This is a genomic window from Hydrogenophaga sp. GW456-12-10-14-TSB4 (assembly GCF_059424305.1).
In genome coordinates this window covers 160505-182849 of record NZ_JBWKZH010000001.1, presented here as the reverse complement: position 1 = coordinate 182849, position 22345 = coordinate 160505, and the positions used below count along the sequence as shown (strand labels likewise).

Genomic DNA, 22345 nt, shown 5'->3' with positions numbered 1-22345 from the left:
GTAGGAGACATCGATCATGAGCCCATCAACCTCCGTCATCGCTGATGTGCCATCCCCTGGCGCAATTGCCCGCGTGGCCATCGGCGACTTCCTGCGCCGCTCGGCAGCGCGAGACCGCGCCAAGACGGCGTTCGTGCTCGGCGATCAGAGCATGAGCTACGGTGAGCTCGATGAGCGCGTGACCCGCTGCGCCAATGCCTTGCTGGCCGCTGGCTTGGTGCGAGGTGACCGCGTGACCACGCTATGCAATAACTCGCTTGAGTTCCTGGTGGCCATGTTCGGCATCCATCGCGCCGGCCTAATCTGGGTGCCGATCAACACCGGCCTGGGGCTGGATGACGTTCGCTACATCATCGACCACTCTGAGGCGCGCTTCCTGCTGGTGGATGCCGCTCTGCTGGTGCGCCCGGAGTTGCGTGCAGCCATCGAGGCGCAGCCCGGTCGCGGATGGGTGCTGGAAGGCGAGGGGGCTGGGGCTTTCTGCAGCTTCGCTGCAGCGATTGCTGCGCAGTCTGCCACTGAGTCCGAGGTCGAAATTCATGACCGCGACGTAGCCCAGATCATGTACACCAGCGGAACCACCGGCCGCCCTAAAGGGGTGATGCAAAGCCATTTGTCGGTGGTGATGGCAGCGATGAACAACGCGCTTGAGTTGGGGGTGTGGCGCGATGCCGTGAACATTGCCGTGCTGCCCCTCTTTCATTGCGCCCAGCACACGCTGATGTGCGGCGTGCTGGCGGGCGGCGGCACGGTGATTGTGATGCGCGCTTTCGAACCCGCCGCCATGCTCGACGCCATCGAGCGTGAACGGGTGACCTTGCTGGTGGGCTTGCCGCTGATGCACCAGGCCATGCTCGATCATCCCTCGCGCCCGGGGCGCGACCTGTCGAGCCTGCGCATGTGCGTGTACGCCATGGCGCCCATGGCCGAGACCCTGCTGCGCCGCCTGATCGCCGAGTTCTGCCCGAATTACTCATTGGCCACCGGCCAGACCGAGATGTACCCGCTCACCATGGCCTTCCGGCCCGAAGAGCAGCTTAAACGCTTTGGTTCCTACTGGGGCGTCAGTGCATTGATCAACGACACGGCGGTGATGGACGACGCGGGCCAGCTGCTCGGCCCCGGCGAGGTCGGCGAGATCGTGCACCGCGGTCCGAACGTGATGGAGGGCTACTACAAAAATCCCGAAGCCACCGCCGAGGCACGCGCTTTCGGCTGGCACCACACCGGTGACCTCGGCATGTGGGTCGATGGCCAGATGATGTTCAGGGACCGCAAGAAGGACATGATCAAGACCGGCGGCGAAAACGTGCCGTCCATCAAGGTCGAGGCCACGTTGCTGCGCCACCCGGCGGTGGCCAATGTGGCGGCGGTAGGTTTGCCGCACCCGCGCTGGGTCGAGGCGGTCACCGCCTTCGTGGTGCTCAAGCCAGGGGCGCAGGCCGACGAGGCCGAGTTGATCAACCACTGCAAGGAGCATCTCGGTGGCTTTGAGGTGCCCAAGGCGATCCGCATCGTCGATGCCTTGCCGATGACCTCCACCGGCAAGATTCAAAAGCATCCGCTGCGTGACAGCTATCGCGCCCTGTACGAGGACATTGAACGATAGGTGTCGGGAAGGTCATGGGGTGTGCAACACACGCCCGCGCCTGTGACCAGGCTGCTTGCAAGGCGTGCTTCGGCTTGAGGTTCTAACTAACCACCGTTCTGTCAATATGTTCGCATGACCTTTATCGAAACCAGGCGGTTTCCGGCAGGCGCGGACAGTCGCCCTTGATCCTTGATCCTTGTTCATCCCACCGTCAGAAAGGTTTTCCATGTCCGTCGTTCCTGCCATCTTGCTTGCGGTTGATGCCGACGGCATTGCGACCCTGACCCTCAACCGGCCCGATCAGCTCAATGCCTTCGATCTTGAGATGGTGGATGCTTGGCGCGCAGCACTTGAGCAGGCCGAAGCTGATGAGCGAGTCAAGGTCATCGTCGTCACCGGTGCCGGTCGTGCTTTTTGTGCCGGCGGCGATTTCGAGGAGATGGCCAAATTCAGCGAAATGGACAGCATGGGACGCAAGGATTTTCTGTACCGCCACGTGCATCGCATTGCGCTCACGCTGGAGCGGATGGAAAAACCGGTCATTGCCGCTGTCAACGGCGCTGCGCGAGGCGCTGGCTGCGACATGGCTTTGATGTGCGATATCCGTTTGATGGCCAGCTCAGCCACGCTTGCCGAGAGTTATATCAACATCGGACTGATGGCTGGTGATGCCGGTGCCTGGTACTTGCCGCGCCTGATTGGCACCGCGCGCGCGCTTGAGTTGTTCTGGACCGGTCGCGTGGTGGGGGCGGAAGAGGCCGAACGCATTGGCATGGTCAATCGCGTGGTGCCCGATGCCGAACTGATGACCGCCACCTACGATATGGCGCGCACCATTGCCGCCAAGCCGCAGCAGGCGGTACGCTTTTTTCGCCGCGCCGTCTACCAAAGCCAGACCATGGCGCTCGCCACGCACTTGGACATGGTGTCCTCGCACATGGCGGTGCTCGAAGACACGCCTGAGCATCGCGCCGGCATTGCGGCTTTCCGCACCCGCTCGCGCGCCAGCAAGTAAAAAAGGGCGGCGCCGTGCAAGGCATTCTGAGTGGCATCACCGTCATCGATCTGTCCCGCTTGATTGCCGGGCCTTACGCGGCCATGGTGCTGGCCGATCTGGGCGCGCGCGTCATCAAGGTCGAGGCGATCACCGGCGAGGAGGGGCGGCATTTTGGCCCGCCGTTTTATGGCGACTCCAGCGTCGCTTTCATGACCTGCAACCGGGGCAAGGAGTCGATCGCGCTGGACATACGCACCCCTGCTGGGCGCTCGGTGCTGGAGCGGCTGATTTCAAAAGCCCAGGTTCTGGTGCACAACTTTCGCCCCGACTTTGCCGAGACACATGCGCTGACCTACGACGCGGTGCGGCGCATCAACCCGACGCTGGTGTACTACATGGTCAGCGCCTTCGGTGAGCAGGGCGACTACCGGCTCAGGCCCTCGGTCGACAGCGTGGTGCAGGGCATGACGGGGGCCTTCTACGCAAGCGGGGAAGAGGGCAATCCACCGGTTCGTATCGGCTTGCCGATCATCGATGTGGCGTCCGGCATGTGCGGCGCGTTGGGCGTGCTGGCCGCGGTGATGCATTGGCAGCAGACCGGCCAGGGGCAGCGCGTGGAGTTGTCCCTGGTGGACACCATGTTCAATTTTCTTGCCAGCAAGGTGGGTGAATATGCGGTTGAGCAGCGCGAGCCGGTTCGTGCGGTGAACCTGCCGATTGCTGTGCCGAGCCGTCACTTTCGAGGCTCCGACGGTGCCTGGTTCAGCGTGTCGGTGGTGAATGAAGGTGCGTTCAAGCGGTTTTGCGCCGTCATCGAGCGGCTGGAGTGGCTCAACGATCCGCGTTACCAGCGCAATGCGGTGCGCATTGCCAACCGGCCGGCGCTGCTGGCTGAACTGGAGGCGATTTTCATCACCCGTTCGGCGGCTACCTGGGTGGCAGCCTTCGAGGCCGCCGATATTCCCTGTGGTCCGGTGAACACGGTGTCCGAGGCCATGGCCGACCCGGTGCTGGTCGCCCGCTTCGTGGAGCATCCTGAGATGCCGGGGCTGCCGCTAATCCCTTTTCCGGCGCAGCTTGCCGCGGGCATGCGCAAGATCGGTGACATGCTGGCACCTCCCGCGCTGGGGCAGCATACCGGGCCGGTGTTGGGCGAACTGGGCTATGGTGGGCCGGAGATTGCCCAACTGGTGCGCGACGGGGTCGTGCGCCTGCACGAAACTGCCATGGCAACCGCAGCAGTAGGGAAACCATGAGCAAAACTTCGCCCGACATTCTGTGGATCCCCAGCGCGGATCGCATCGCGGGTGCCGAGTTGACCTGTTTCCAACAATGGCTGGAACGCGAAAAAGGCGTGCGCTTTGCCGGCTACGAGGCCTTGTGGCAATGGTCCGTGGATGACTTGGAGGGTTTCTGGGGCGCCATCGTCGGCTATTTTGAGCTTCCGCTCGACGACTGGAATGGCCCGGTTCTGAGCGATCGGCAGATGCCGGGCGCGCAATGGTTTGTGGGCGCGCGCACCAACTATGCGCGGCAGGTGTTCCGGCACGCTACGGATGCCAGACCGGCCATCGTTTTTCGCAATGAAGCGGGCGATCGGGCGGACATGTCTTGGCGCACGCTGCAGGACCAAGTGGCGGCGCTGGCGCAGTGGCTGCGCGCAGCGGGCGTGGGGCCGGGCGACCGCGTGGTGGCCTACCTGCCCAATATTCCGCAATCCATCGTGGCTTTTCTGGCCACGGTTTCCGTGGGGGCGATCTGGTCGGTGTGCTCGCCCGACATGGGGGCGCCCACGGTGCTGGACCGTTTCCGGCAAATCGATCCGAAGGTGTTGATCGCGGTCGATGGCTACCGCTGGGGTGGCAAGCGCTTCGACCGGCGCGACACCGTGGCCATGCTGCTCGACGGGCTGCCCAGCGTCGAGCGCTGCGTGCTCCTGCCCTACCTGGAGCGCAGCGCCAGCGTGGGCGCGCTGCGCGGTGGCGTGCTCTGGAGCGAGGTGGTCAGCGGCCCAGCTGAACTGCGCATTGAGTCAATGCCTTTCGACCACCCGCTGTGGGTGGTGTATTCATCGGGCACCACCGGCTTGCCCAAACCCATCGTGCACGGCCATGGCGGCATCGTGCTGGAGCAGGTCAAGCTGATGCGCCTGCACAACGACCTCGGTCCCGAAGACCGCTTCCACTGGTTTTCCACCACGGGCTGGATCATGTGGAACTGCCAGGTGGGTGGCTTGCTGGTGGGGGCGACGGTCTGCCTGTACGACGGCGCCCCGGCCTGGCCCGACTACACCACGCTGTGGCGCTTCGCGGGGGAAGTCGGCGTGACGTTTCTGGGTGCCGGTGCGGCGTTTTATGCGGCCTGCCAGAAAACAGGCGTAGAGCCGCGCGAGGTGGGCGCGCTGGGGCCGCTGCGCACCGTGGGTTCGACCGGCTCGCCACTGTCCCTGGAAAGCTACCAGTGGATTGCCAAGCATGTCGGGCGCGATGTCTGGATCAACCCGATCTCCGGCGGCACCGACTTCGCAGGGGCCTTCGTCGGCGGCGTGCCGACCCTGCCCGTTGTCGTGGGAGAAATGCAAGGGCGCTGCCTCGGGGCGCGCGTCGAGGCCTTCAACGAGCAGGGCCAGCCGGTCGTGGACGAGGTGGGTGAGTTGGTCTGCACCGCGCCCATGCCGTCCATGCCCCTCTACTTCTGGAACGACCCCGGCAACCGGCGCTATCTGGACAGTTATTTCGACATGTACCCCGGCGTCTGGCGGCATGGCGACTGGCTTCGCATCACACCGCGCGGCGGCGCAATCATCTACGGCCGCAGCGACACCACCATCAACCGCCACGGCGTGCGCATGGGCACGAGCGATATCTACAGCGTGGTCGAGGCGCTGCCCGAAGTGCTCGACAGTTTGGTGGTCGATCTTGAGTTTCTGGGGCGCGAAAGCTATATGCCGATGTTCGTCGTGCTGCGCCAGGGCGTGGCGCTGGACGCGCCGCTGATCGGGCGCATCAAGAGCGCCATCCGCGCGGCCGCGTCGCCGCGCCATGTGCCGGACGAGGTGTTTCCCGTGGCCGAGGTGCCGCGCACGCTCACCGGCAAGAAGCTCGAACTGCCGATCAAGAAGCTGCTGCTCGGCCAGCCCATCGACAAAGTGGTCAACCGCGATGCGCTGGCCAACCCCGCCAGGCTTGACTGGTTTCTTGAGTTTGCGCGCGTGCGTGCCACGCAGACCCGATAGTTTCTCCCAACCAATATCACGAAGAAACACCATGAGCGATCAGGAAGTCATTTACGACGTCAAAAATTACGTTGCCACCATCACCATCAATCGGCCCAAGACGCTCAACGCTTTCACTGGTGACACCATCAAGGACATGGAGCGACTGCTGGCCCAGGCCGGCGACGATCCGAAGGTCGGCGTGATCGTGCTGACCGGTGCTGGCGAGCGCGCCTTTTGTGTCGGCGGTGATGTCAACTGGGAAAAGGGCGAAGGTGGCAAGAGCAGCCTGCAGGACCTGGAATTCAACTTCAACCGCCAGATCGCCGAATGTCCCAAGCCGGTGATCGCGCGCGTCAACGGCTATGCCATTGGTGCCGGTCACCACATTGCCTACTTTTGTGACTTCACGATTGCCGCCGAGCATGCGATCTTTGGTCAGAACGGGCCACGCGTCGGCTCACCGGCCGGTGGTTACATCGTCTCGCACGCGGCCAATGTGCTTGGCCACAAGCGGGCGCGCGAACTGTGGATGCTGTGCCGCCGCTACAGCGCGAAGCAGGCGTTCGACTGGGGTCTGGCCAACTCGGTGGTGCCCATGGCCCAACTCGACGAAGAGGTGCAGAAGTACTGCGACGAATTGCTGTCGCTGTCGCCGACCTGCCTGAAGATTGTCAAGCGTTCGTTCTACCACCACATGGCTCCGATCATGGGCAAGGACATGAACGACCTGATCCAGGAAGTGGCACCTAACTATTTCAGTACCGGCGAGCAGCAGGAAGGGGCCAGCGCCTTTCTTGAGAAACGCAAGCCCGACTTCAGCAAATTCCGCTAACCGGTAACCTTTATCCTGCGCGGCTCGGCGGGGAACTTTTAGAGACTGAAAATGATGAACCAAGAACGTTACCCCGAGTTGCGTGCCGCGCTGCGCGATCTTTTCAAACGCTTCCCTGACGAGTACTTTCGCAAGATTGACGATGCCCGTGCTTACCCCGAGGCGTGTGTGGACGCGCTGACCAGGGCCGGCTGGCTGGCGGTGATGATTCCGCAGGAGTACGGCGGAGCTGGCTTGGGTCTGGCCGAAGCCTCGGTGGTGATGGAAGAGGTCAACCGCTGCGGCGGCAATGCCGGCGCCTGTCACGGCCAGATGTACAACATGGGCACCTTGCTGCGCCATGGCTCGGACGAGCAAAAGCGCCGCTACCTGCCAAAAATCGCGAGCGGCGATCTGCGCCTGCAGTCCATGGGCGTGACCGAGCCAACCACAGGCACCGACACCACCAAGATCAAGACCACCGCAGTCAAGCAGGGCGACCGCTATGTGGTCAATGGCCAGAAGGTCTGGATCTCGCGGATTCAGCACTCCGATCTGATGATTTTGCTGGCACGCACCACCCCGCTCAAGGATGTGAAGCGCAAGTCAGAGGGCATGTCGATCTTTATCGTTGACCTGCACCAGGCCATTGGCCAGGGCATGACTGTGAACCCGATCCGCAACATGGTCAACCACGAGACCAATGAGCTGTTCTTCGACAACCTCGAAATCCCGGCCGAGAACCTGATCGGCGAGGAGGGCAAAGGTTTCAAGTACATCCTGGACGGCCTGAACGCCGAGCGCACGCTGATTGCCGCCGAGTGCATTGGCGACGCCCGCTGGTTCGTCGAGCGCAGCGCCCGCTATGCCCGCGAGCGCCGCGTGTTTGACCGCCCGATTGGGCAGAACCAGGGCGTGCAGTTTCCCTTGGCCGAGGCCCACATCGAGACCGAAGCCGCTGACCTGATGCGCTGGCGTGCCTGCGAGCTGTTTGACGCCCACCAACCGTGTGGCGCAGAGGCCAATATGGCCAAGTACCTGGCCGCCAAAGCCTCCTGGGAGGCGGCCAACACCGCCATTCAGACCCATGGCGGCTTTGGCTTTGCCTGCGAATACGACATCGAGCGCAAGTTCCGCGAAACCCGGCTGTACCAAGTGGCGCCGATCTCCACCAACCTGATTCTGAGTTACGTGGCCGAGCATGTGCTCGAGTTGCCGCGCTCATTCTGAAAGAAATTGCCATGCGTCCATTGGAAGGAATGCTGATTGTCACGCTGGAGCACGCGATTGCCGCGCCGTTCTGCACCCGCCAGTTGGCCGATCTCGGCGCGCGCGTCATCAAGGTCGAGCGTCCGGGCGAGGGCGACTTCGCCCGCGCCTACGACAGCCGGGCCCACGGCTCGGCTTCCCACTTCGTCTGGTGCAACCGCTCCAAGGAAAGCCTGACGCTCGACCTCAAACACCCGGCCGCACGCGCCGTACTGCAAAAGCTGGTGGAGCGCGCCGACGTGCTGGTGCAGAATCTGGCGCCCGGTGCTGCCGCGCGCATGGGACTGGACCATGCCAGCCTGGCGCCGGTCAACCCGCGCATCGTGGTGTGCGACATCTCGGGCTACGGCGACGGCGGCCCCTACACCGCGAAAAAAGCCTATGACCTGCTGATCCAGAGCGAAGCCGGTTTTGTGTCGGTGACCGGCACGCCGGAGACGCCATCCAAGGCCGGGCTGTCGATTGCCGACATCGCCGCTGGCATGTACGCCTACAGCAGCGTGCTGGCCGCTTTGCTGGAGCGCGGGCGCACGGGGCGTGGCCAGCGGCTCGAAATCTCCATGCTCGAAGCCATGTCCGAATGGATGGGCTTCCCGCTCTACTACACGCTGGATGGCCAGCCGCCGCCGCTGCGTGCCGGCGCCTCGCACGCCGCCATATACCCCTACGGCCCTTTTACCTGCGGCGACGGCAAGCAGGTGGTGCTGGCGGTGCAGCACGACCGCGAATGGGCCACCTTCTGCAACCAGGTGTTGCAATTGCCCGAGCTGACCGCACAGTACCTGGGCAACGCCAACCGGCTGGCCCAGCGCGAGAAACTGCGCGGCATCATCGAAGGTGTCTGCGCCACTCTGACCGCGGCGCAACTGGTGGCGCGGCTGGATGCGGCGCAAATCGCCAACGGCCAGCTCAACGAGATGGCCGACCTGTGGAAGCACCCGCAACTCGCGGCGCGTGGGCGCTGGACCGAGATCGGTTCGCCAGGCGGCACGCTGCCGGCGCTGTACCCGCCGCACCACGTCCAGGGCAGCGAGCCGCCGCCGCCCATGGGGCCGGTGCCTGCGCTGGGTCAGCACACCGAAGCCATCCTGACCGAGCTCGGCTACGGCGAGACTGACATCGCCCGGCTGCGTGCAGACCAAGCCATCTGACTGCGAGATCGATGCCATGACCCCAGATACGAACCCGAGCGCGACGCTGGCTGCCTTTGCCGCCGATCTGTCATTCGACACCATTCCGGCGCCGGTGCTGCGCCGAACCGAAGACCTGTTCCTCGACTGGTACGCCTCCGCGTTGGCGGGCAAGGGCGCCCGGCCGGTCGAGGCCATCGAAGCCTATGCCCGCACCATGGGGCCGGCCTCCGGCCGCGCCGAGGTGCTGATCTCGCGCCGCACCACCTCGCCCCATTTCGCTGCGATGGTCAACGCGGCCGCCTCGCATTTCGCCGAGCAGGATGACGTCCACAACGGCTCGGTGTTTCATCCCGCAGCCGTCGTGTTCCCGGCGGCGCTGGCCATCGCGCAGGACATCGGTGCCAGCGGCCGCGAGTTCCTGGCCGCCGTAGTGGCGGGCTATGAAGTCGGCATTCGGGTGGGCGAGTTCCTGGGCCGCTCGCACTACCGCATCTTTCACACCACGGCCACCGCCGGCACGCTGGCCGCCGCTGCGGCGGCCGGACGGCTGCTCAAGCTCGATGCGACCACCATGCTGCATGCCTTCGGCAGCGCCGGCACACAAGCCGCCGGGCTGTGGGAGTTTTTGCGCGACGCCGCCGACTCCAAGCAACTGCACACCGCGCATGCGGCGTCCAGCGGCTTGGCTTGCGCCTACTTGGCGCGCGAGGGGCTGACCGGCGCGCGCCAGATTCTGGAAGGCGCGCAAGGCATGGCTGCGGGCATGTCGAACGACGCCGATCCGGCGCGCCTGACCGACCGCCTGGGCCAGCGCTGGGCCACGGCGGAAACCTCGTTCAAATACCACGCCTCGTGCCGCCACACCCACCCCAGCGCCGACGCGCTGCTGGCGCTGATGCAGACGCATGGGCTCAAGGCCGACGATATTGCCGCGGTGACCACCCATGTGCACCAGGGCGCCATCGACGTGCTGGGCCGCGTCACCGTGCCCGCCACCGTGCACCAGGCCAAATTCTCAATGGGCACGGTGCTGGCGCTGGCCGCCGAATACGGCTTTGCCGGGCTGAATGAATTTGAAGCGCATTACCTCGCGCCGCGCGTGGCCGCCTTGCGCGACCGCGTGACGATGCAGCTCGACGCCGAGGTCGATAAGGCCTACCCGCAGCGCTGGATCGGCAAGGTAACGGTGAGCACGCGCGATGGCCACACCTTTGGCGCGCGGGTCGATGAGCCCAAAGGCGACCCTGGCAACACCCTGACACGTGCCGAGCTGGAAGACAAGGCGCAGCGCCTGGCGGCCTACGGCAAGGGGGCCACGCCTGCAGAGGTGGAGGCACTGATCGCGCGCGTCTGGGCGGTCGCCGAGGCGCCGCACATCGAGCGCTGGTTGGCGGCATGAGCATGGCGACCAGCACCCCCGGCCTCCATGTCCTGCCGCGTGCCTATCTTTTTGTGCCCGCAGACAGGCCTGAGCGTTTTGCCAAGGCGCGCGCCAGCGGCGCCGACGCGGTGATTGTTGATCTGGAAGACGCGGTTGCCCCCGAGGCGAAGGCGAGCGCACGCGACGCGTTGGCGGCGGCGCTTGATGCGTCGGCACCGCTGGTTGTGCGCATCAATGCCGCTGGCACGCCCTGGTTTGAAGACGATCTCGAACTGTGTCGCCATCCTGGTGTGGCGGCGGTGATGCTGCCCAAGGCCGAGGGTATCGATGCCGTGTGCACCGTGGTCGAGATCACCTATAAGGACGTGTTGCCGATCATCGAGTCGGCGCGCGGACTTAGGGAAATCCACAGCATTGCGAGCGTGCCGGGCGTGATCCGCCTGGCTTTTGGCAGCGTCGATCTGGCGCTCGATCTGGGCATTGACTGTGCGCCCGATGGCGCGGAGTCAGAGCTGCTGGCTTTCCGCTCACAAGTGGTGCTGGCCTCGCGGCTGGCCGGGCTGGCCGCGCCAGTTGATGGTGTCAGCACCGCGATCGAGGACCTGCAACGCTTGCAGGCGGACACTGAACGCTCACGTCGACTCGGCTTTGGTGCCAAGCTGTGCATCCACCCGAAGCAGCTTGCCATCGTCCAGGCGGTGTTCACGCCGACCCCCGAACGGCTTGACTGGGCGCGCCGCGTCTGCAAAGCATTTGAAACGGCGGGTGGTTCCGCTGTGGCGGTTGACAGCCAGATGGTCGATCTGCCGGTGTACCAGCGTGCACAAGCCGTGCTGCGCGACGCGGGTCTGAGCGCCTGATTTTTTAAGCCCACCCCAAACCGACTGGAATTTCTCATGACCCGCAAGAACAAACCCATCCGCTCCGACATTGCGTGGAGTACCCCCGACCGCATCGAGGTGCACGGCAAAAGCCTGCCCGACGAAATTCTTGGCCATCTCAACCTGGGTGATATGGCCTTCCTGCAGATCGTCGGGCGCATGCCGACGCCGCAGGAGTCCAACGTATTCAACGCGATCGCGGTGACGCTGGTCGAACACGGCATCACGCCGAGTGCGCTGGTCGCGCGACTGACTTACGCCGGTGCGCCCGAATCGCTGCAGGCGGCGGTGGCGGCCGGATTGTGCGGCCTGGGCAGCGTGTTCGTCGGCAGCACCGAAGGCACCGCCAAAATGCTGTACGAGGCGCTGCCGCCGGGCACACGCGACGCCGATCTGGAGCGCATTGCGCGCGAAACCGTGGCGGCCTACCGAGAGCGTGGCCAGATCATTCCGGGGCTCGGCCATCCGCTGCACAAGCCGGTCGATCCGCGTGCCCCGCGCCTGTTCCAGATCGCCAAAGACAACGGCTTTTCCGGCGACTACATCCGCCTGGAACAACTGATCTGCGACGAGGCCGAACGCGCCGCTGGCAAGTCGCTTCCCGTCAACGCGACCGGCGCCATCGGCGCCATCAGCTGCGAACTCGGGCTGCCATGGAAAATCGTGCGCGGCATCGGCGTCCTGGCGCGTGCCATCGGGCTGGTGGGGCACATCCTGGAAGAGAGCAAGAACCCGATGGCGGTCGAGATCTGGCAGCGGGTCGAAGACGAGGCCACCCAGCACATCAGGCCGCAAGGCGCCTGAAGCGCTGTGGCTGGCCTTGCAGGCACGATGCGCCCGCGTCGATCTATCGATTGAATTTTGCTGGACACCACTGGAGTATTGCGCGATGAATGACACGATCCTGAGAGAAGAACCCATTCACTGGGTGCAATCACCTTCGCAGACTGCCGAGGCATCGAGCGTGGGAGCCTGGTCGACCGAAGCCGTAGTGGCGCTGTTCGATCAGCCGTTTACCGAGCTTCTGTTTCGCGCGCAGACCGTTCACCGCGAGCACTTCGACCCGACCGAGGTCGAGCTTGCCACGCTGCTGTCGATCAAGACCGGTGGCTGCCCGGAAGACTGTGGCTACTGCCCGCAGTCGGTGCACTACGACACCGGCGTAGCGGCCAGCAAGCTCATGGCGGTGGAAGAGGTGCGCGACGCGGCCGTGCGCGCCAAGGCGGCCGGCGCCACACGCTTCTGCATGGGCGCGGCCTGGCGCGCGCCCAAGGACCGCGACGTGCAAGCCGTGGCCGAGCTGGTGCGCGCGGTCAAGGACGTGGGCCTGGAGGCCTGCGCCACCCTGGGCATGCTCAACGAGGGCCACGCCGAAACCCTGCGCGACGCCGGGCTCGACTACTACAACCACAACCTGGACAGCGCCCCCGACTTTTACGGCGACATCATCACCACGCGCGATTACCAGGACCGGCTCGACACCCTGCAACGCGTGCGCGGGGCGGGCGTCCGGGTCTGCAGTGGCGGGATCGTGGGCATGGGCGAGACGCGGGTGCAGCGTGCGGCGCTGATCGCCCAGCTGGCCAACCTGGCGCCCGATTACCCCGAATCGGTGCCGATCAACAACCTGGTCAAGGTCGAAGGCACGCCGCTGGCCGATCAGGCCGAACTGGACCCGCTGGAGTTCGTGCGCATGATCGCGGTCGCCCGCATCACCATGCCGCGGGCCCGGGTGCGCCTGTCGGCCGGGCGCCAGCAGATGAGCGATGCGGTGCAGGCCCTGTGTTTTGCGGCCGGCGCCAACTCCATCTTTTATGGCGAGAAGCTGCTGACCACCGGCAACCCCGACATCGAACGCGACCGGGCGCTGATGCAGCGCCTGGGCCTGCATGCGCGCCACACTATGGGCGCCTGAGGACCACGACCATGTTTCGCACCCTGCTGAAATCCAAAATCCACCGCGCCACCGTCACCCACTGCGAGCTGCACTACGAAGGGTCCTGCGGCATCGACGAAGACCTGCTTGAGGCGAGCAACATCCGCCCCAACGAACAGGTGCACATCTGGAACGTCAACAACGGCGAACGTTTCATCACCTACGCCATCAAGTCGCCGCGCGGCAGCGGCATCATTTCGCTCAACGGCTCGGCCGCCCGGCGCGCCAGTGTGGGCGACCTGGTGATCATCGCGGCCTTTGGCATGGTTCACGAGGACAAGCTCGACGAGGCCGTGCCGAAGCTGGTGTTCCCCGACGCCGCCAACCGCATCGTCGAGACCCGCAGCGAGCCCGCCGGTCCGCAGTCCGGCGATCCGGTCATCCTGCCCCTAGGCGCCGAGCTTTGATGCTACCTGTGTCGGCCAACGACGCCTGGCGCTAGCGCAGCCCGGCTGGGGTTTGGCACCCCTGCACCCAGATGAAGCTGCACGCGTCCGAGGGTGCTGCGCTGCCGCTGATTCCCGTGGCGCGGGCCCAGGCGTGTGGCTGCGCGACCACGGAGGCTGGTGCCATCTGAATGCGATCAGCTCCTGGTGGGTCAACCTGTTCGGGCACAACCACCCCGCCATCCGCACCGCGCTGATCGATCAGTTGCACACGCTCGACCACGTGATGCTGGCTGGTTTCACCCACGGGCCGGCGGTTGAACTGTCCGAGCGCCTGGCTGCGCTCACTGGCCTGGGCCACGCCTTCACCGGGAGCGACGGCGCCAGCGCCACCGAGAGCGTCAAAGTGATCCGCGCGGAACTGGCTTTCGGCGACGCAAAAGAACAGTGTCACCGTTTTGAGGAGGGTTCTCTTCCAACATCTGCCGGAAACGCTGTGCAGCGCTACCGTCGGCGCTCGGCTGCATTGCCACGCCGAGCGCTACCGCGAGCGATGCTTCTGACGACACATCGCGAAACTCCACTCGCCTGGTGGAACCTGTGCTGCATGCTGCAGGGACCAATGCCACCCCGATGCCGCTTTCCACAAGACTGACCAACGTCTGAACCTGCACGGCTTCCTGCGTGACCCGGGGAGTAAAGCCAGCGGTCTGGCAGACCAGCATCACCTGTGCTCTAAGGTTTACCGCGCTCGACGCTGAGTACATGATGAAAGCTTCATTGGCCAAGTCCGATAGCGCCACGCGTTTGCGCCGGGTCAGCGGATGGTGCATCGGCAAGGCGACCACCAGCCTGTCCCATTCCACCGGTCTGATTTCGATCGGTGTGGCTTCTGCCACGGGGTATCGAACGAGCCCTAGGTCCAGCGCACCAGCCTCCAGGTCGCGAAGTATCTGTGTGGTCGTGCCTTCGCGCAAGTCGAGCACCACATTCGGGTAGCGCTCGCGAAAAAGCGGCAGTACGCGTGGCAGCATCGCATAGGTGGCGGAGCCTACAAAGCCAATGCGCAATCGCCCGCCAACGCCGTTACGCAGAGCGACGACAGCGCTGCGTAGAGATGAACAAGATTGTGCCGTGGCAGGCCTTGGTTGCGCTCATCCAGCCACACGCCCGTGGAGCACACCAGGCGCTGGGTGGACGCCCGCCTTTTGCGGTCGAGACCATGCTGCGCATCCACTGCCTGCAGCTGTGGTGGAACCTGAGCGATCCGGCGATGGAAGCAGAGCTGCACGAGCGCCCCTTGTACCGTCGCTTTGTGGGCCTGGACGGCGCCGCGCGCTTGCCCGACGAGAGCACCATCCTGCGCTTTCGCCACCTGCTGGAGAAACACCAACTCGCCCCTCAGGTGCTGGCTACCATCAATGCCGGACTGGCCCATCAAGGCCTGTTGCTCAAGACCGGCACCGTGGTGGACGCCACCATCATTGCCGCGCCCAGTTCGACCAAGAACAGCACGGGAGAGCGCGACCCCGAGATGCACCAGACCAAGAAGGGCAACCAATGGCACTTCGGCATGAAGGCACACATTGGCGTGGATGCCGACTCGGGCCTGGTGCACAGCGTGGTGGGCACGGCGGCCAACGTCAACGACGTGACACAGGCCGGCGCGCTGGTGCATGGAGAAGAGACGGACGTGTTCGCCGATGCGGGCTACCAGGGTGTGGCCAAGCGCGAAGAAACGCAGGGCATCAATGCGAACTGGCACGTGGCCATGCGCCCGGGCAAGCGCAAGGTGCTCGACAAGAGCACGCCCATGGGCGAGATCATGGACAAACTGGAGCAGACCAAGGCGCGCATCCGGGCGAAGGTGGAACACCCGTTTCGCGTGATCAAGCAGCAGTTCGGTCATGCCAAGGTGCGCTACCGGGGCTTGGCCAAGAACACAGCGCGCCTCACGATGCTGTTTGCGCTAAGCAATCTGTGGATGGTGCGCAGGCAGATCTTGAGGTTGCAGGGGTGAGTGCGCCTGCAGCCCGGGCGATGCCCTGCGAGCCAGGTCAAAACGGCCGCAGAAGGTCGAAATCCGTCTTTGCAAACCATCCGAACCCGACTTCAATATCGTCATCCGAAATTCATCGTCTCAGCTCACGCTGCAGCGGGTGTTTTGCAGACCTTCCTTAGCCCGTTAAGCCTTGCTTTTGACGTCTCCTCCACACCCCAGCGCTGGTGATACAGGTCGGCGAACACGTTGCAGGCAACGGCGTCGGCGGGCAGGGTGGTCAGCAGCACCCGAACCTGGCCCTCGGGGGTGACTTGGCGCACCAGCCGCACCGTGACGGGAACGGGCGTACAGCCATAGTCCAGCGCATCGCGGCGCGAAGGGAGGCCTCAAGGTCACGGTTGCCTGGTCCAGCCCGCTTCTCACGAAGTCCCGCACGGCCTTGAAGCCATTGACCTTGTCCCACGGGTGCAAAAGCGAATGCCGCGCTGCTGCAGGCACGCCGCCGGGTAGCCACGGTCCAGCACCAGCAGATAGGCAGGGCCCAGCTTGTCCAGGGCCTCGAACGGCATCTGACGCTCGGGCACCTCAGGCCCGCACCCCCCCCAGCGCCAATCGAGCGAACCGAAGAAGGTATCGAGCATGGCGCGTTGTGAAGTGCCGCCCATGGACAGCGGCACGCCGATCAAGCGCGGCAACGTCAAGATCGGCGGCGGGTGAGGGCAGCGTGCCGCGCACTGGCGGCAAAATAATCGCAGCGGATGCGCGCCGCGAGTTCAGCGAGGATGGCATGGACGCCTCCTGAGTCTTTTTCGGTCACGATGGAGGTCCCATCCACCTACCAAGGAGACCGCCATGCTCGCTGTGATCGGACTGGATATTGCCAAACGCTTCTTTCAATTGCATTCGGTTGATCCCGACACAGGGGAGATCACCAAGCTGAAGCTCAAGCGAGCAGAGATGGTGCCGTTCTTCTCCAATCGGCAGCCCTGCGTTGTTGCGATGGAGGCGTGCGGGAGCTCCCATCACTGGGCGCGCCAGTTGCGCGCACTTGGCCATGAGGTGCGACTCATTGCGACGAAGTTTGTCAAGCCGTTCGTCAAGGGCAACAAGAACGATGCGGCCGATGCTCGGGCGATATGGGAGGCAGCGCAGCGTCCCGAAATGCGCTTCGTGCCGGTCAAGACCGAAGCCCAGCAGGCGATCTTGGCGCTGCACACCATGCGGGACGGCTTGGTCAAGGCCAGGACTGCCCAGCTACACCAGCTCCGAGCCGTGTTCTACGAGCTGGGATTCGCTCTTCCGGAGGGCCGGCATTGGTGCGTGAAACGTCTGCCGGAGGCATTCGCCAGCCTGGAGGACAAGATCCCCGCCATGGCGATTGAAGCGATGCGGGACCAGTACCAGTTGATCCTGCAGCTCTCAGAACGGGTGGATGCGATCGAGCGCAAGTTGGAAGCGTTCAAGCGATCGGACGAGCGCTGCGAGCGTTTGTTGCAGATTCCTGGGGTAGGGTTGCTGACCGCGACCTCGATCGTTGCCTCGGTGGGTGATGCCAAGGAGTTCAGCTCTGGCCGAGAGTTTGCTGCCTGGCTGGGAGTGGTGCCTCGGCACACTGGCACGGGCGGTCGTGTGCGCATCCTTGGCATGAGTAAACAGGGGAACTCATATCTCCGGACCATGTTGATTCACTGTTCCAGGGCGGTCATGGCGCGCCAGAAGGAGCATTCGCCTTGGCTTGAACGCCTGATGCGGGATAGGCCATGGAACGTCGCTGTGGTTGCTTTGGCGAACAAGATCGCACGAACGATCTGGGCCATGCTTGCCCACAGCAGGAACTACAAACCAGAGATCCAGCAATCAGCAGCGTGACCTGCGTAGCGACTCAAGGAACCTGAGGTTTGGCAGCGCGAAGATGTGTGATGGCTGAATAGGTTGGACCGGGAGAGGTAGGGCCTGAATTTGCTCCGGAGCTCTCGAAGCTCGATCCGAAGATCAAGGCACCTCTCAGCGAATCCCATCAGGGCCAGCGGGCAACAACGCCTGCGTCAACAGGCCGGATATAAGAATGCAGCCCGCCAATACGGCCAACACACAAAGCGCTTGCAACTTGGGAGGCGTCCATATAAGAGCAAATCTAGGGTTAACCTTGAATTTTCTTGCCGTGGCCATCTGCCTTGTTCGGAGAAATTGAAGAAATAATCAAATAAATCAAGCATTTGTCTCCATCGATTCTAGTCGACTTGGCTCAAGTTCGGTGCATTGAGGTCTTCCTCAACCACCCAGCAGTCGGTAAAGATGGGAGCGGGAAATGCCGAGTGCCCTGGCCGCTCGTTGCTTGTTGCCACCGTGAGCCTCTACCGCCTCGCGTACCGCTTTTTGCATGTGCTGCGTCATGGTCAGTGGGTTCTCCAAAGGCACCGCCATGGCCAGCGCTGGGGCATGAACGCGCGGCTGCCGGCTGGCGCCATGGCGTTCGAAATGGCGGCGCTCCAGCGTCTGCCGCGCCGAGAAGACCAGGGCCTCCTCAATGCGCTGGCGCAGCTGGCGCACGTTGCCGGGCCAGGCTTGCTGGGCCAGAAACGGGGCAACTTCGGGGTGGACTTCTGGCACTTCCCAGCGATTGCGAGCGCAGAACTGCTGAATAAAGTGGGTCAGGAGTTCCGGAATGTCTTCCAGCCGCTCGGACAGACCGGGAACGTGCAGCGTCACGCCGGCAAGGCGGTAGAACAGATCGAGGCGGAACTGTCCCAAAGCGACGAGGTCGTCCATTTTCCGGTGGGTGGCGGCCACCAGCCGGAAGTCGACCTTGCGGGAGCGGTGCTCACCCAGCCGCTCGACTGTGTAGTCCTCGAGCACCCGCAGCAGCTTCACCTGGATGTCTGCAGAAATGTCGCCGATCTCGTCCAGGAACACGGTGCTCTTGTCGGCGAGTTCGAATTTCCCGATACGCCCCTGTTTGTGGCTGCCCGTGAAACTGCCTGGCGCGTAGCCGAACAGTTCCGCTTCCAGCAGGCTCGCCGGCAAGGCGGCAAGGTTCAGCGAGACCATCTGCTGTTTCCGACGGGGGCTCAAGTCATGCAAGGCCTGCGCCACCAGCTCTTTGCCGACACCGCTCTCGCCAAGGATCAGCACGGGAACGTCGAGTTCGGCGACGACCCGGATTTCCTTCTTCAGGTCGAGCATCGGTGCGCTGTTCCCGACGAGCCGGCCCAGTGACTCCGGTTCGGGCGCCATCACGCCCAGGGTTCGCTGGTAGCGCGTGACTTCGTTCTGCAGGCGCGATACCTCACGGTACATGCGCTGCACGACCTCGGGCCCCTTGAACAAGGTCCGTCCCACGACACCCACGACCGCTCCTCCGACCCGGATCGGGATCCGGCTGACGATGCGGGTGGCCACGCCGTCCGCGGAATAAGGTTGTCCGATCTCCGCGACGCCGGAAGCGGCAACTTCCGCCATGCGCGAGTTGGGAATGATCTGGTGCGCGGGCCGGCCAACTGCCTCACCCGAGCGCAGGCCCAGCCAGCGCTCGTGTGTCGGGCTGATGTAGCGCATGATGCCGCCACAATCGACGACCGAGATGGCGTCGTGCGGGCTGGTCAGAATATGGTTCAGGACCGGTGCTGCGAACGGCACTGTGGCTATGAAACGCATCAATGCGTCATCTTCTCCCGCGGGCTTGATGAGCATTACCTGAGCAGAGTCCACCAGCCAGACCACGACGATCAATGGGGTGGCGCCTTCGGTGGCGAACAGGCCCGCGTCAAGGCCGCGCTGCAGCCACTTTTCCAGCTCGGGGAGAACCTGCCGGCGGATGGATGCCAAGCACGCGGTGCCATGCAATTGCTCCTGGCCGGTTTCCAGATCGCGCATCCAGATGCCCACGGACTCCCTTGCGCTTGCAATGTCTTCATGAGAGACGCTATTCATTGATGCATTCATACGGGACATACCAGTGTCGTCATTGAGGACGTATTTTAGCCGAGAAGGCGATTTTGGGGATGCCAGACTGATGGCACAGACTTTGCACATACACCCCTGTCATCTGCCCCTGCTTGGCGCATTCGCAACAGGAGGGAGCTATCCACCACGACAAAAGGAGACGATATGAATCCCTTGCGCAGACACATTTGCGTTGCATCTCTGCTGCTGACGGCCGCAGGTTCGTCAATGGCCCAGGAGTTCCCCACTCGCCCGATCACGCTCGTCGTGCCGTACAGCGCCGGCCCCACGGATGCGCAGTACCGCAAGTTGGCCGAGCTGGCGTCCCGTAGCCTGGGGCAATCCATCGTCATCGAGAACAAGCCTGGCGGCAACGGCACCATCGGCCCCGTCCAGATGGCCCGCCTAGCAAAGCCCGACGGCTACACCGTCGCCGCCAGCACGGTGTCCCTGCTGCGCCAGCCGCACATGCAGCCAGTGGACTGGAACCCGCTCAACGAATTCACCTGGATCATCGGCCTGGGCGGCTACACCTTCGCGATTGCCGTGCGGGACGACTCGCCGCTCAAGTCCTTGAAGGACATGATCGTCTGGGCCAAGGCAAACCCGGGGCAGCTTACCTATGGCACCCCCGGTCAGGGCTCATCCTTGCATCTGCTGATGGAAGCGCTGGCTCACCAGGCGGGCTTTCAGGCGGTGCACGTGCCATTCAAGGGCGGTGGCGAAACCACCACGGCCATGCTGGGCGGCCATGTGATGGTCACGCTCAACAACGTCGGCAGCGTGATCACCCAGGCCGAGGCGCGCAAGGTGCGGATCCTCAACATCTTCGACGCGGAGCGCCTGTCCCGCCTGCCCGATGTGCCCACCTCGAAAGAGCTGGGCTACGACATCATCTATTCATCGCCCTACGGCTTGGTGGGACCGCGCAATATGCCGGGTGCAGTGGTCAAGCGGCTGCACGACGCCTTCAAGACCGCGATGGAGACGCCGGACAACAAGGCCCTCCTCGATAACCTGTATCAGGTCCCCTGGTATCGCTCGACCGAGCAATACACGAAATGGACCGTTGAGGCGTACCAGCAGGAGCGCCGCTTCGTCGAGCGAGCCGGCCTGCTCAAGCAACCCTGAGAGACGCGGAAATCTGATGAGCAGGCAAGTGACCATCGTCGGCGCCGCCGGCATCCCCTGTGGTCGGGTGCAGACCGCACCCGGCCTCGACCTCCAGGTGCTGGAACATGAGGTCCTGGCCGCCTGCGTGCTTGAGGCCGTCGGCCAGGCGGGCGTGAGCAAGGAGTCCATCGACGCCATGGTGCTGTGCCACCCGCGGCCCTACACCCAGCAGCTCTACTTCGGCACCTTTATGGCCAACTACCTGCGCCTGCCGAGCAATGGCGTGGTGATGGAGGTGGTGGGCAACGGCATGACCGGGGGACTCGCGTTCGACCAGGCGGCGCAGATGATCGAGACCGGGCGCGCGGACGTGGCGCTGGCACTCGGCGTGAACTTCGAGACCGCCATCGGCAGCGCTGAGCACATGAACCGCTCGATGCGCGCCACTGGCGACGTCGCCTTCCACACGCCATTCGGCTTCACGCCGATCTCGTGGTACGCGATGGACGCGATGCGCTACATGCACGAAACCGGCGCCACGCGGGCCGAGATCGCCAGCGTGACGGTGAAGAATCGCCGCCACGCGGCGCTGAACCCACTGGCCCAGTACCAGGAGTTGGTGACGCTGGAGGAGGTGCTCGCACAGCGCCCCATCGTCGAACCCTTCGGACTGTACGAGGTGCCGCCCCGGTCCGACGGCGCCGCCTGCATCGTGCTGGCCAGCGAAGAGGTGGCGCGCGCGCTGGGCAAGCCGTACGCACGCGTGATCGGACGCGGCTTTCATCACGAAGGCGCTCACCAGATATCCGAAGTGCCGACCGACATGATTGCCTTCAACGCGGCGGTGCGCGCCGGCGGCCAGGCCTATCGAGCTGCAGGCCTTCAGGCCGACGACATCGACGTCGCGGAGTTGTATGCGCCCTGCACCATCGTGGAGGTCCTTGTCAGCGAAGCCCTGGGCCTGACGCCGCGCGGGCGCGGCGCCGCGCAGGCGGCGGCCGGCGAAACCGCCCTGGGTGGGCGCATTCCCATCTGCACCTCGGGTGGTCTGATCGCGCGCGGACACCCGCCCTTCATCACGCCCCTTTATTCCTATCTGGAATTGTTCGAGCAGCTGACCCGACGCGCGGGTGCGCGCCAGGTGCCAGACGCCGCCATTGCCATGGCCGCCTGCGAACTGGGCAACTACAACGCAGCGCTGGTGCACATCCTGGAGGCCGCCGCATGAGCGATGCCGCACAAATGCCCGCCATGCCGCGCCTGCCGATGGCTGGCACGCGCCCCTACCCTCCGGCGCAGTCGAGCTTCACCAGCGCGTTTTGGCGCGGGCTCGACGAGGGCCGCTTCATGGCCACACACTGCACGGCCTGCGATCGCCTGTCCTTTCCCCCCAAGCCTTTCTGCCCTCACTGCTGGCACCGCAGCGTGCAGTGGCGGGCCATCGAACCGCGTGGCGTGGTCTATTCCGCCACCACCATCCATGCGGCCCCCAAGGTGTTCGGGGCCGAGGCACCGTATCAGGTCGGCATCATCGACCTGCGGGCCGGCCTGCGCATTGCGACGCGCCTGTTGGGTGACACGCCCACCGCCCGACTCCTTGACCGCGAGGTCGAACTGGCGGTGCTGACTTACGAGGACGGCCCGTTGTTTGCCGCCCGCCTTATCGACCCCCTTTGACACCAACGC

At 64.3% G+C, this 22345-nt stretch carries 21 protein-coding genes and 1 pseudogene; 18 read left to right on the top strand and 4 right to left on the bottom strand.

The window, feature by feature from the left end; all coding sequences use genetic code 11:
• Nucleotides 1-16 precede the first annotated feature (16 nt).
• The 13 genes and pseudogenes from AC07ZS_RS00900 to AC07ZS_RS00840 all read left to right on the top strand — a co-directional run.
• Nucleotides 17-1609 (top strand): AMP-binding protein, encoded by a 1593-nt coding sequence (locus AC07ZS_RS00900; protein WP_291086736.1) that lies wholly within the window; start codon nt 17-19, stop codon nt 1607-1609.
• Nucleotides 1610-1817: 208 nt separating this feature from the next.
• Nucleotides 1818-2606, top strand: a complete 789-nt coding sequence (locus AC07ZS_RS00895) for an enoyl-CoA hydratase/isomerase family protein (RefSeq protein ID WP_056278432.1) — start codon at nt 1818-1820, stop codon at nt 2604-2606.
• Nucleotides 2607-2620: 14 nt separating this feature from the next.
• On the top strand, nt 2621-3844 hold the full coding sequence (locus AC07ZS_RS00890; protein ID WP_056278429.1) for a CaiB/BaiF CoA transferase family protein: 1224 nt from the start codon (nt 2621-2623) through the stop codon (nt 3842-3844).
• Nucleotides 3841-5823 carry an acetoacetate--CoA ligase gene (locus AC07ZS_RS00885; protein WP_492439340.1) on the top strand — a complete coding sequence of 661 codons (1983 nt, stop codon included), beginning with the start codon at nt 3841-3843 and terminating at the stop codon, nt 5821-5823. The genes AC07ZS_RS00890 and AC07ZS_RS00885 overlap by 4 nt, the downstream gene beginning before the upstream one ends.
• A gap of 31 nt (nt 5824-5854) precedes the next feature.
• Nucleotides 5855-6637, top strand: a complete 783-nt coding sequence (locus AC07ZS_RS00880; RefSeq protein WP_492439338.1) for an enoyl-CoA hydratase-related protein — start codon at nt 5855-5857, stop codon at nt 6635-6637.
• 51 nt (nt 6638-6688) lie between these two features.
• Nucleotides 6689-7846, top strand: coding sequence for an acyl-CoA dehydrogenase family protein (locus AC07ZS_RS00875; RefSeq protein ID WP_056278421.1), 1158 nt, complete (start codon nt 6689-6691; stop codon nt 7844-7846).
• Between the two features lie 11 nt (nt 7847-7857).
• Nucleotides 7858-9036 carry a CaiB/BaiF CoA transferase family protein gene (locus AC07ZS_RS00870; RefSeq protein WP_069047327.1) on the top strand — a complete coding sequence of 393 codons (1179 nt, stop codon included), beginning with the start codon at nt 7858-7860 and terminating at the stop codon, nt 9034-9036.
• Between the two features lie 16 nt (nt 9037-9052).
• Nucleotides 9053-10417: an MmgE/PrpD family protein gene (locus AC07ZS_RS00865; protein ID WP_056278598.1), complete on the top strand. Its 1365-nt coding sequence runs from the start codon at nt 9053-9055 to the stop codon at nt 10415-10417.
• Nucleotides 10414-11259 carry an HpcH/HpaI aldolase/citrate lyase family protein gene (locus AC07ZS_RS00860; protein WP_236944073.1) on the top strand — a complete coding sequence of 282 codons (846 nt, stop codon included), beginning with the start codon at nt 10414-10416 and terminating at the stop codon, nt 11257-11259. The genes AC07ZS_RS00865 and AC07ZS_RS00860 overlap by 4 nt, the downstream gene beginning before the upstream one ends.
• A gap of 36 nt (nt 11260-11295) precedes the next feature.
• Nucleotides 11296-12084: a citryl-CoA lyase gene (locus AC07ZS_RS00855; RefSeq protein ID WP_056278412.1), complete on the top strand. Its 789-nt coding sequence runs from the start codon at nt 11296-11298 to the stop codon at nt 12082-12084.
• Between the two features lie 85 nt (nt 12085-12169).
• A complete protein-coding gene (bioB, locus tag AC07ZS_RS00850; protein WP_291086725.1) occupies nt 12170-13195 on the top strand; it encodes a biotin synthase BioB in 1026 nt (341 codons plus the stop codon).
• Nucleotides 13196-13206: 11 nt separating this feature from the next.
• On the top strand, nt 13207-13623 hold the full coding sequence (panD, locus tag AC07ZS_RS00845) for an aspartate 1-decarboxylase (protein WP_056278406.1): 417 nt from the start codon (nt 13207-13209) through the stop codon (nt 13621-13623).
• Between the two features lie 71 nt (nt 13624-13694).
• Nucleotides 13695-13999, top strand: a pseudogene (locus AC07ZS_RS00840) (aminotransferase class III-fold pyridoxal phosphate-dependent enzyme); the annotation flags it as partial.
• A gap of 4 nt (nt 14000-14003) precedes the next feature.
• Here the strand turns inward: AC07ZS_RS00840 and AC07ZS_RS00835 are convergent.
• Nucleotides 14004-14672 carry a LysR family substrate-binding domain-containing protein gene (locus tag AC07ZS_RS00835; protein WP_297393939.1) on the bottom strand — a complete coding sequence of 223 codons (669 nt, stop codon included), beginning with the start codon at nt 14670-14672 and terminating at the stop codon, nt 14004-14006.
• Here AC07ZS_RS00835 and AC07ZS_RS00830 point away from each other — a divergent pair.
• Entirely contained in the window at nt 14672-15622 is a 951-nt protein-coding gene (locus tag AC07ZS_RS00830; RefSeq protein WP_492439386.1) for an IS5 family transposase, read from the top strand. The genes AC07ZS_RS00835 and AC07ZS_RS00830 overlap by 1 nt on opposite strands.
• A 125-nt stretch (nt 15623-15747) precedes the next feature.
• Here the strand turns inward: AC07ZS_RS00830 and AC07ZS_RS00825 are convergent, their stop codons facing one another.
• Both AC07ZS_RS00825 and AC07ZS_RS00820 read right to left on the bottom strand, forming a co-directional pair.
• Nucleotides 15748-15924 carry a hypothetical protein gene (locus AC07ZS_RS00825; protein WP_492439333.1) on the bottom strand — a complete coding sequence of 59 codons (177 nt, stop codon included), beginning with the start codon at nt 15922-15924 and terminating at the stop codon, nt 15748-15750.
• Between the two features lie 99 nt (nt 15925-16023).
• A complete protein-coding gene (locus AC07ZS_RS00820; protein ID WP_492439331.1) occupies nt 16024-16305 on the bottom strand; it encodes a hypothetical protein in 282 nt (93 codons plus the stop codon).
• A gap of 151 nt (nt 16306-16456) precedes the next feature.
• Between AC07ZS_RS00820 and AC07ZS_RS00815 the strand changes: the two genes are divergently transcribed.
• Nucleotides 16457-17473: an IS110 family RNA-guided transposase gene (locus AC07ZS_RS00815; RefSeq protein ID WP_492442619.1), complete on the top strand. Its 1017-nt coding sequence runs from the start codon at nt 16457-16459 to the stop codon at nt 17471-17473.
• Nucleotides 17474-17875: 402 nt separating this feature from the next.
• On the opposite strand, the gene AC07ZS_RS00810 is transcribed toward AC07ZS_RS00815, so the two are convergent.
• On the bottom strand, nt 17876-19534 hold the full coding sequence (locus tag AC07ZS_RS00810) for a sigma-54 interaction domain-containing protein (protein WP_247656070.1): 1659 nt from the start codon (nt 19532-19534) through the stop codon (nt 17876-17878).
• A 177-nt stretch (nt 19535-19711) separates the two neighbouring features.
• On the opposite strand from AC07ZS_RS00810, the gene AC07ZS_RS00805 reads away from it, so the two are divergent.
• The 3 genes from AC07ZS_RS00805 to AC07ZS_RS00795 are packed head-to-tail and all read left to right on the top strand — an operon-like array spanning nt 19712 to nt 22336.
• On the top strand, nt 19712-20677 hold the full coding sequence (locus tag AC07ZS_RS00805) for a Bug family tripartite tricarboxylate transporter substrate binding protein (protein ID WP_492437661.1): 966 nt from the start codon (nt 19712-19714) through the stop codon (nt 20675-20677).
• A gap of 16 nt (nt 20678-20693) precedes the next feature.
• Nucleotides 20694-21887 (top strand): thiolase family protein, encoded by a 1194-nt coding sequence (locus AC07ZS_RS00800; RefSeq protein ID WP_210829881.1) that lies wholly within the window; start codon nt 20694-20696, stop codon nt 21885-21887.
• A complete protein-coding gene (locus AC07ZS_RS00795; RefSeq protein ID WP_210829883.1) occupies nt 21884-22336 on the top strand; it encodes a Zn-ribbon domain-containing OB-fold protein in 453 nt (150 codons plus the stop codon). Before AC07ZS_RS00800 ends, AC07ZS_RS00795 begins: the two co-directional genes overlap by 4 nt.
• Nucleotides 22337-22345 lie beyond the last annotated feature (9 nt).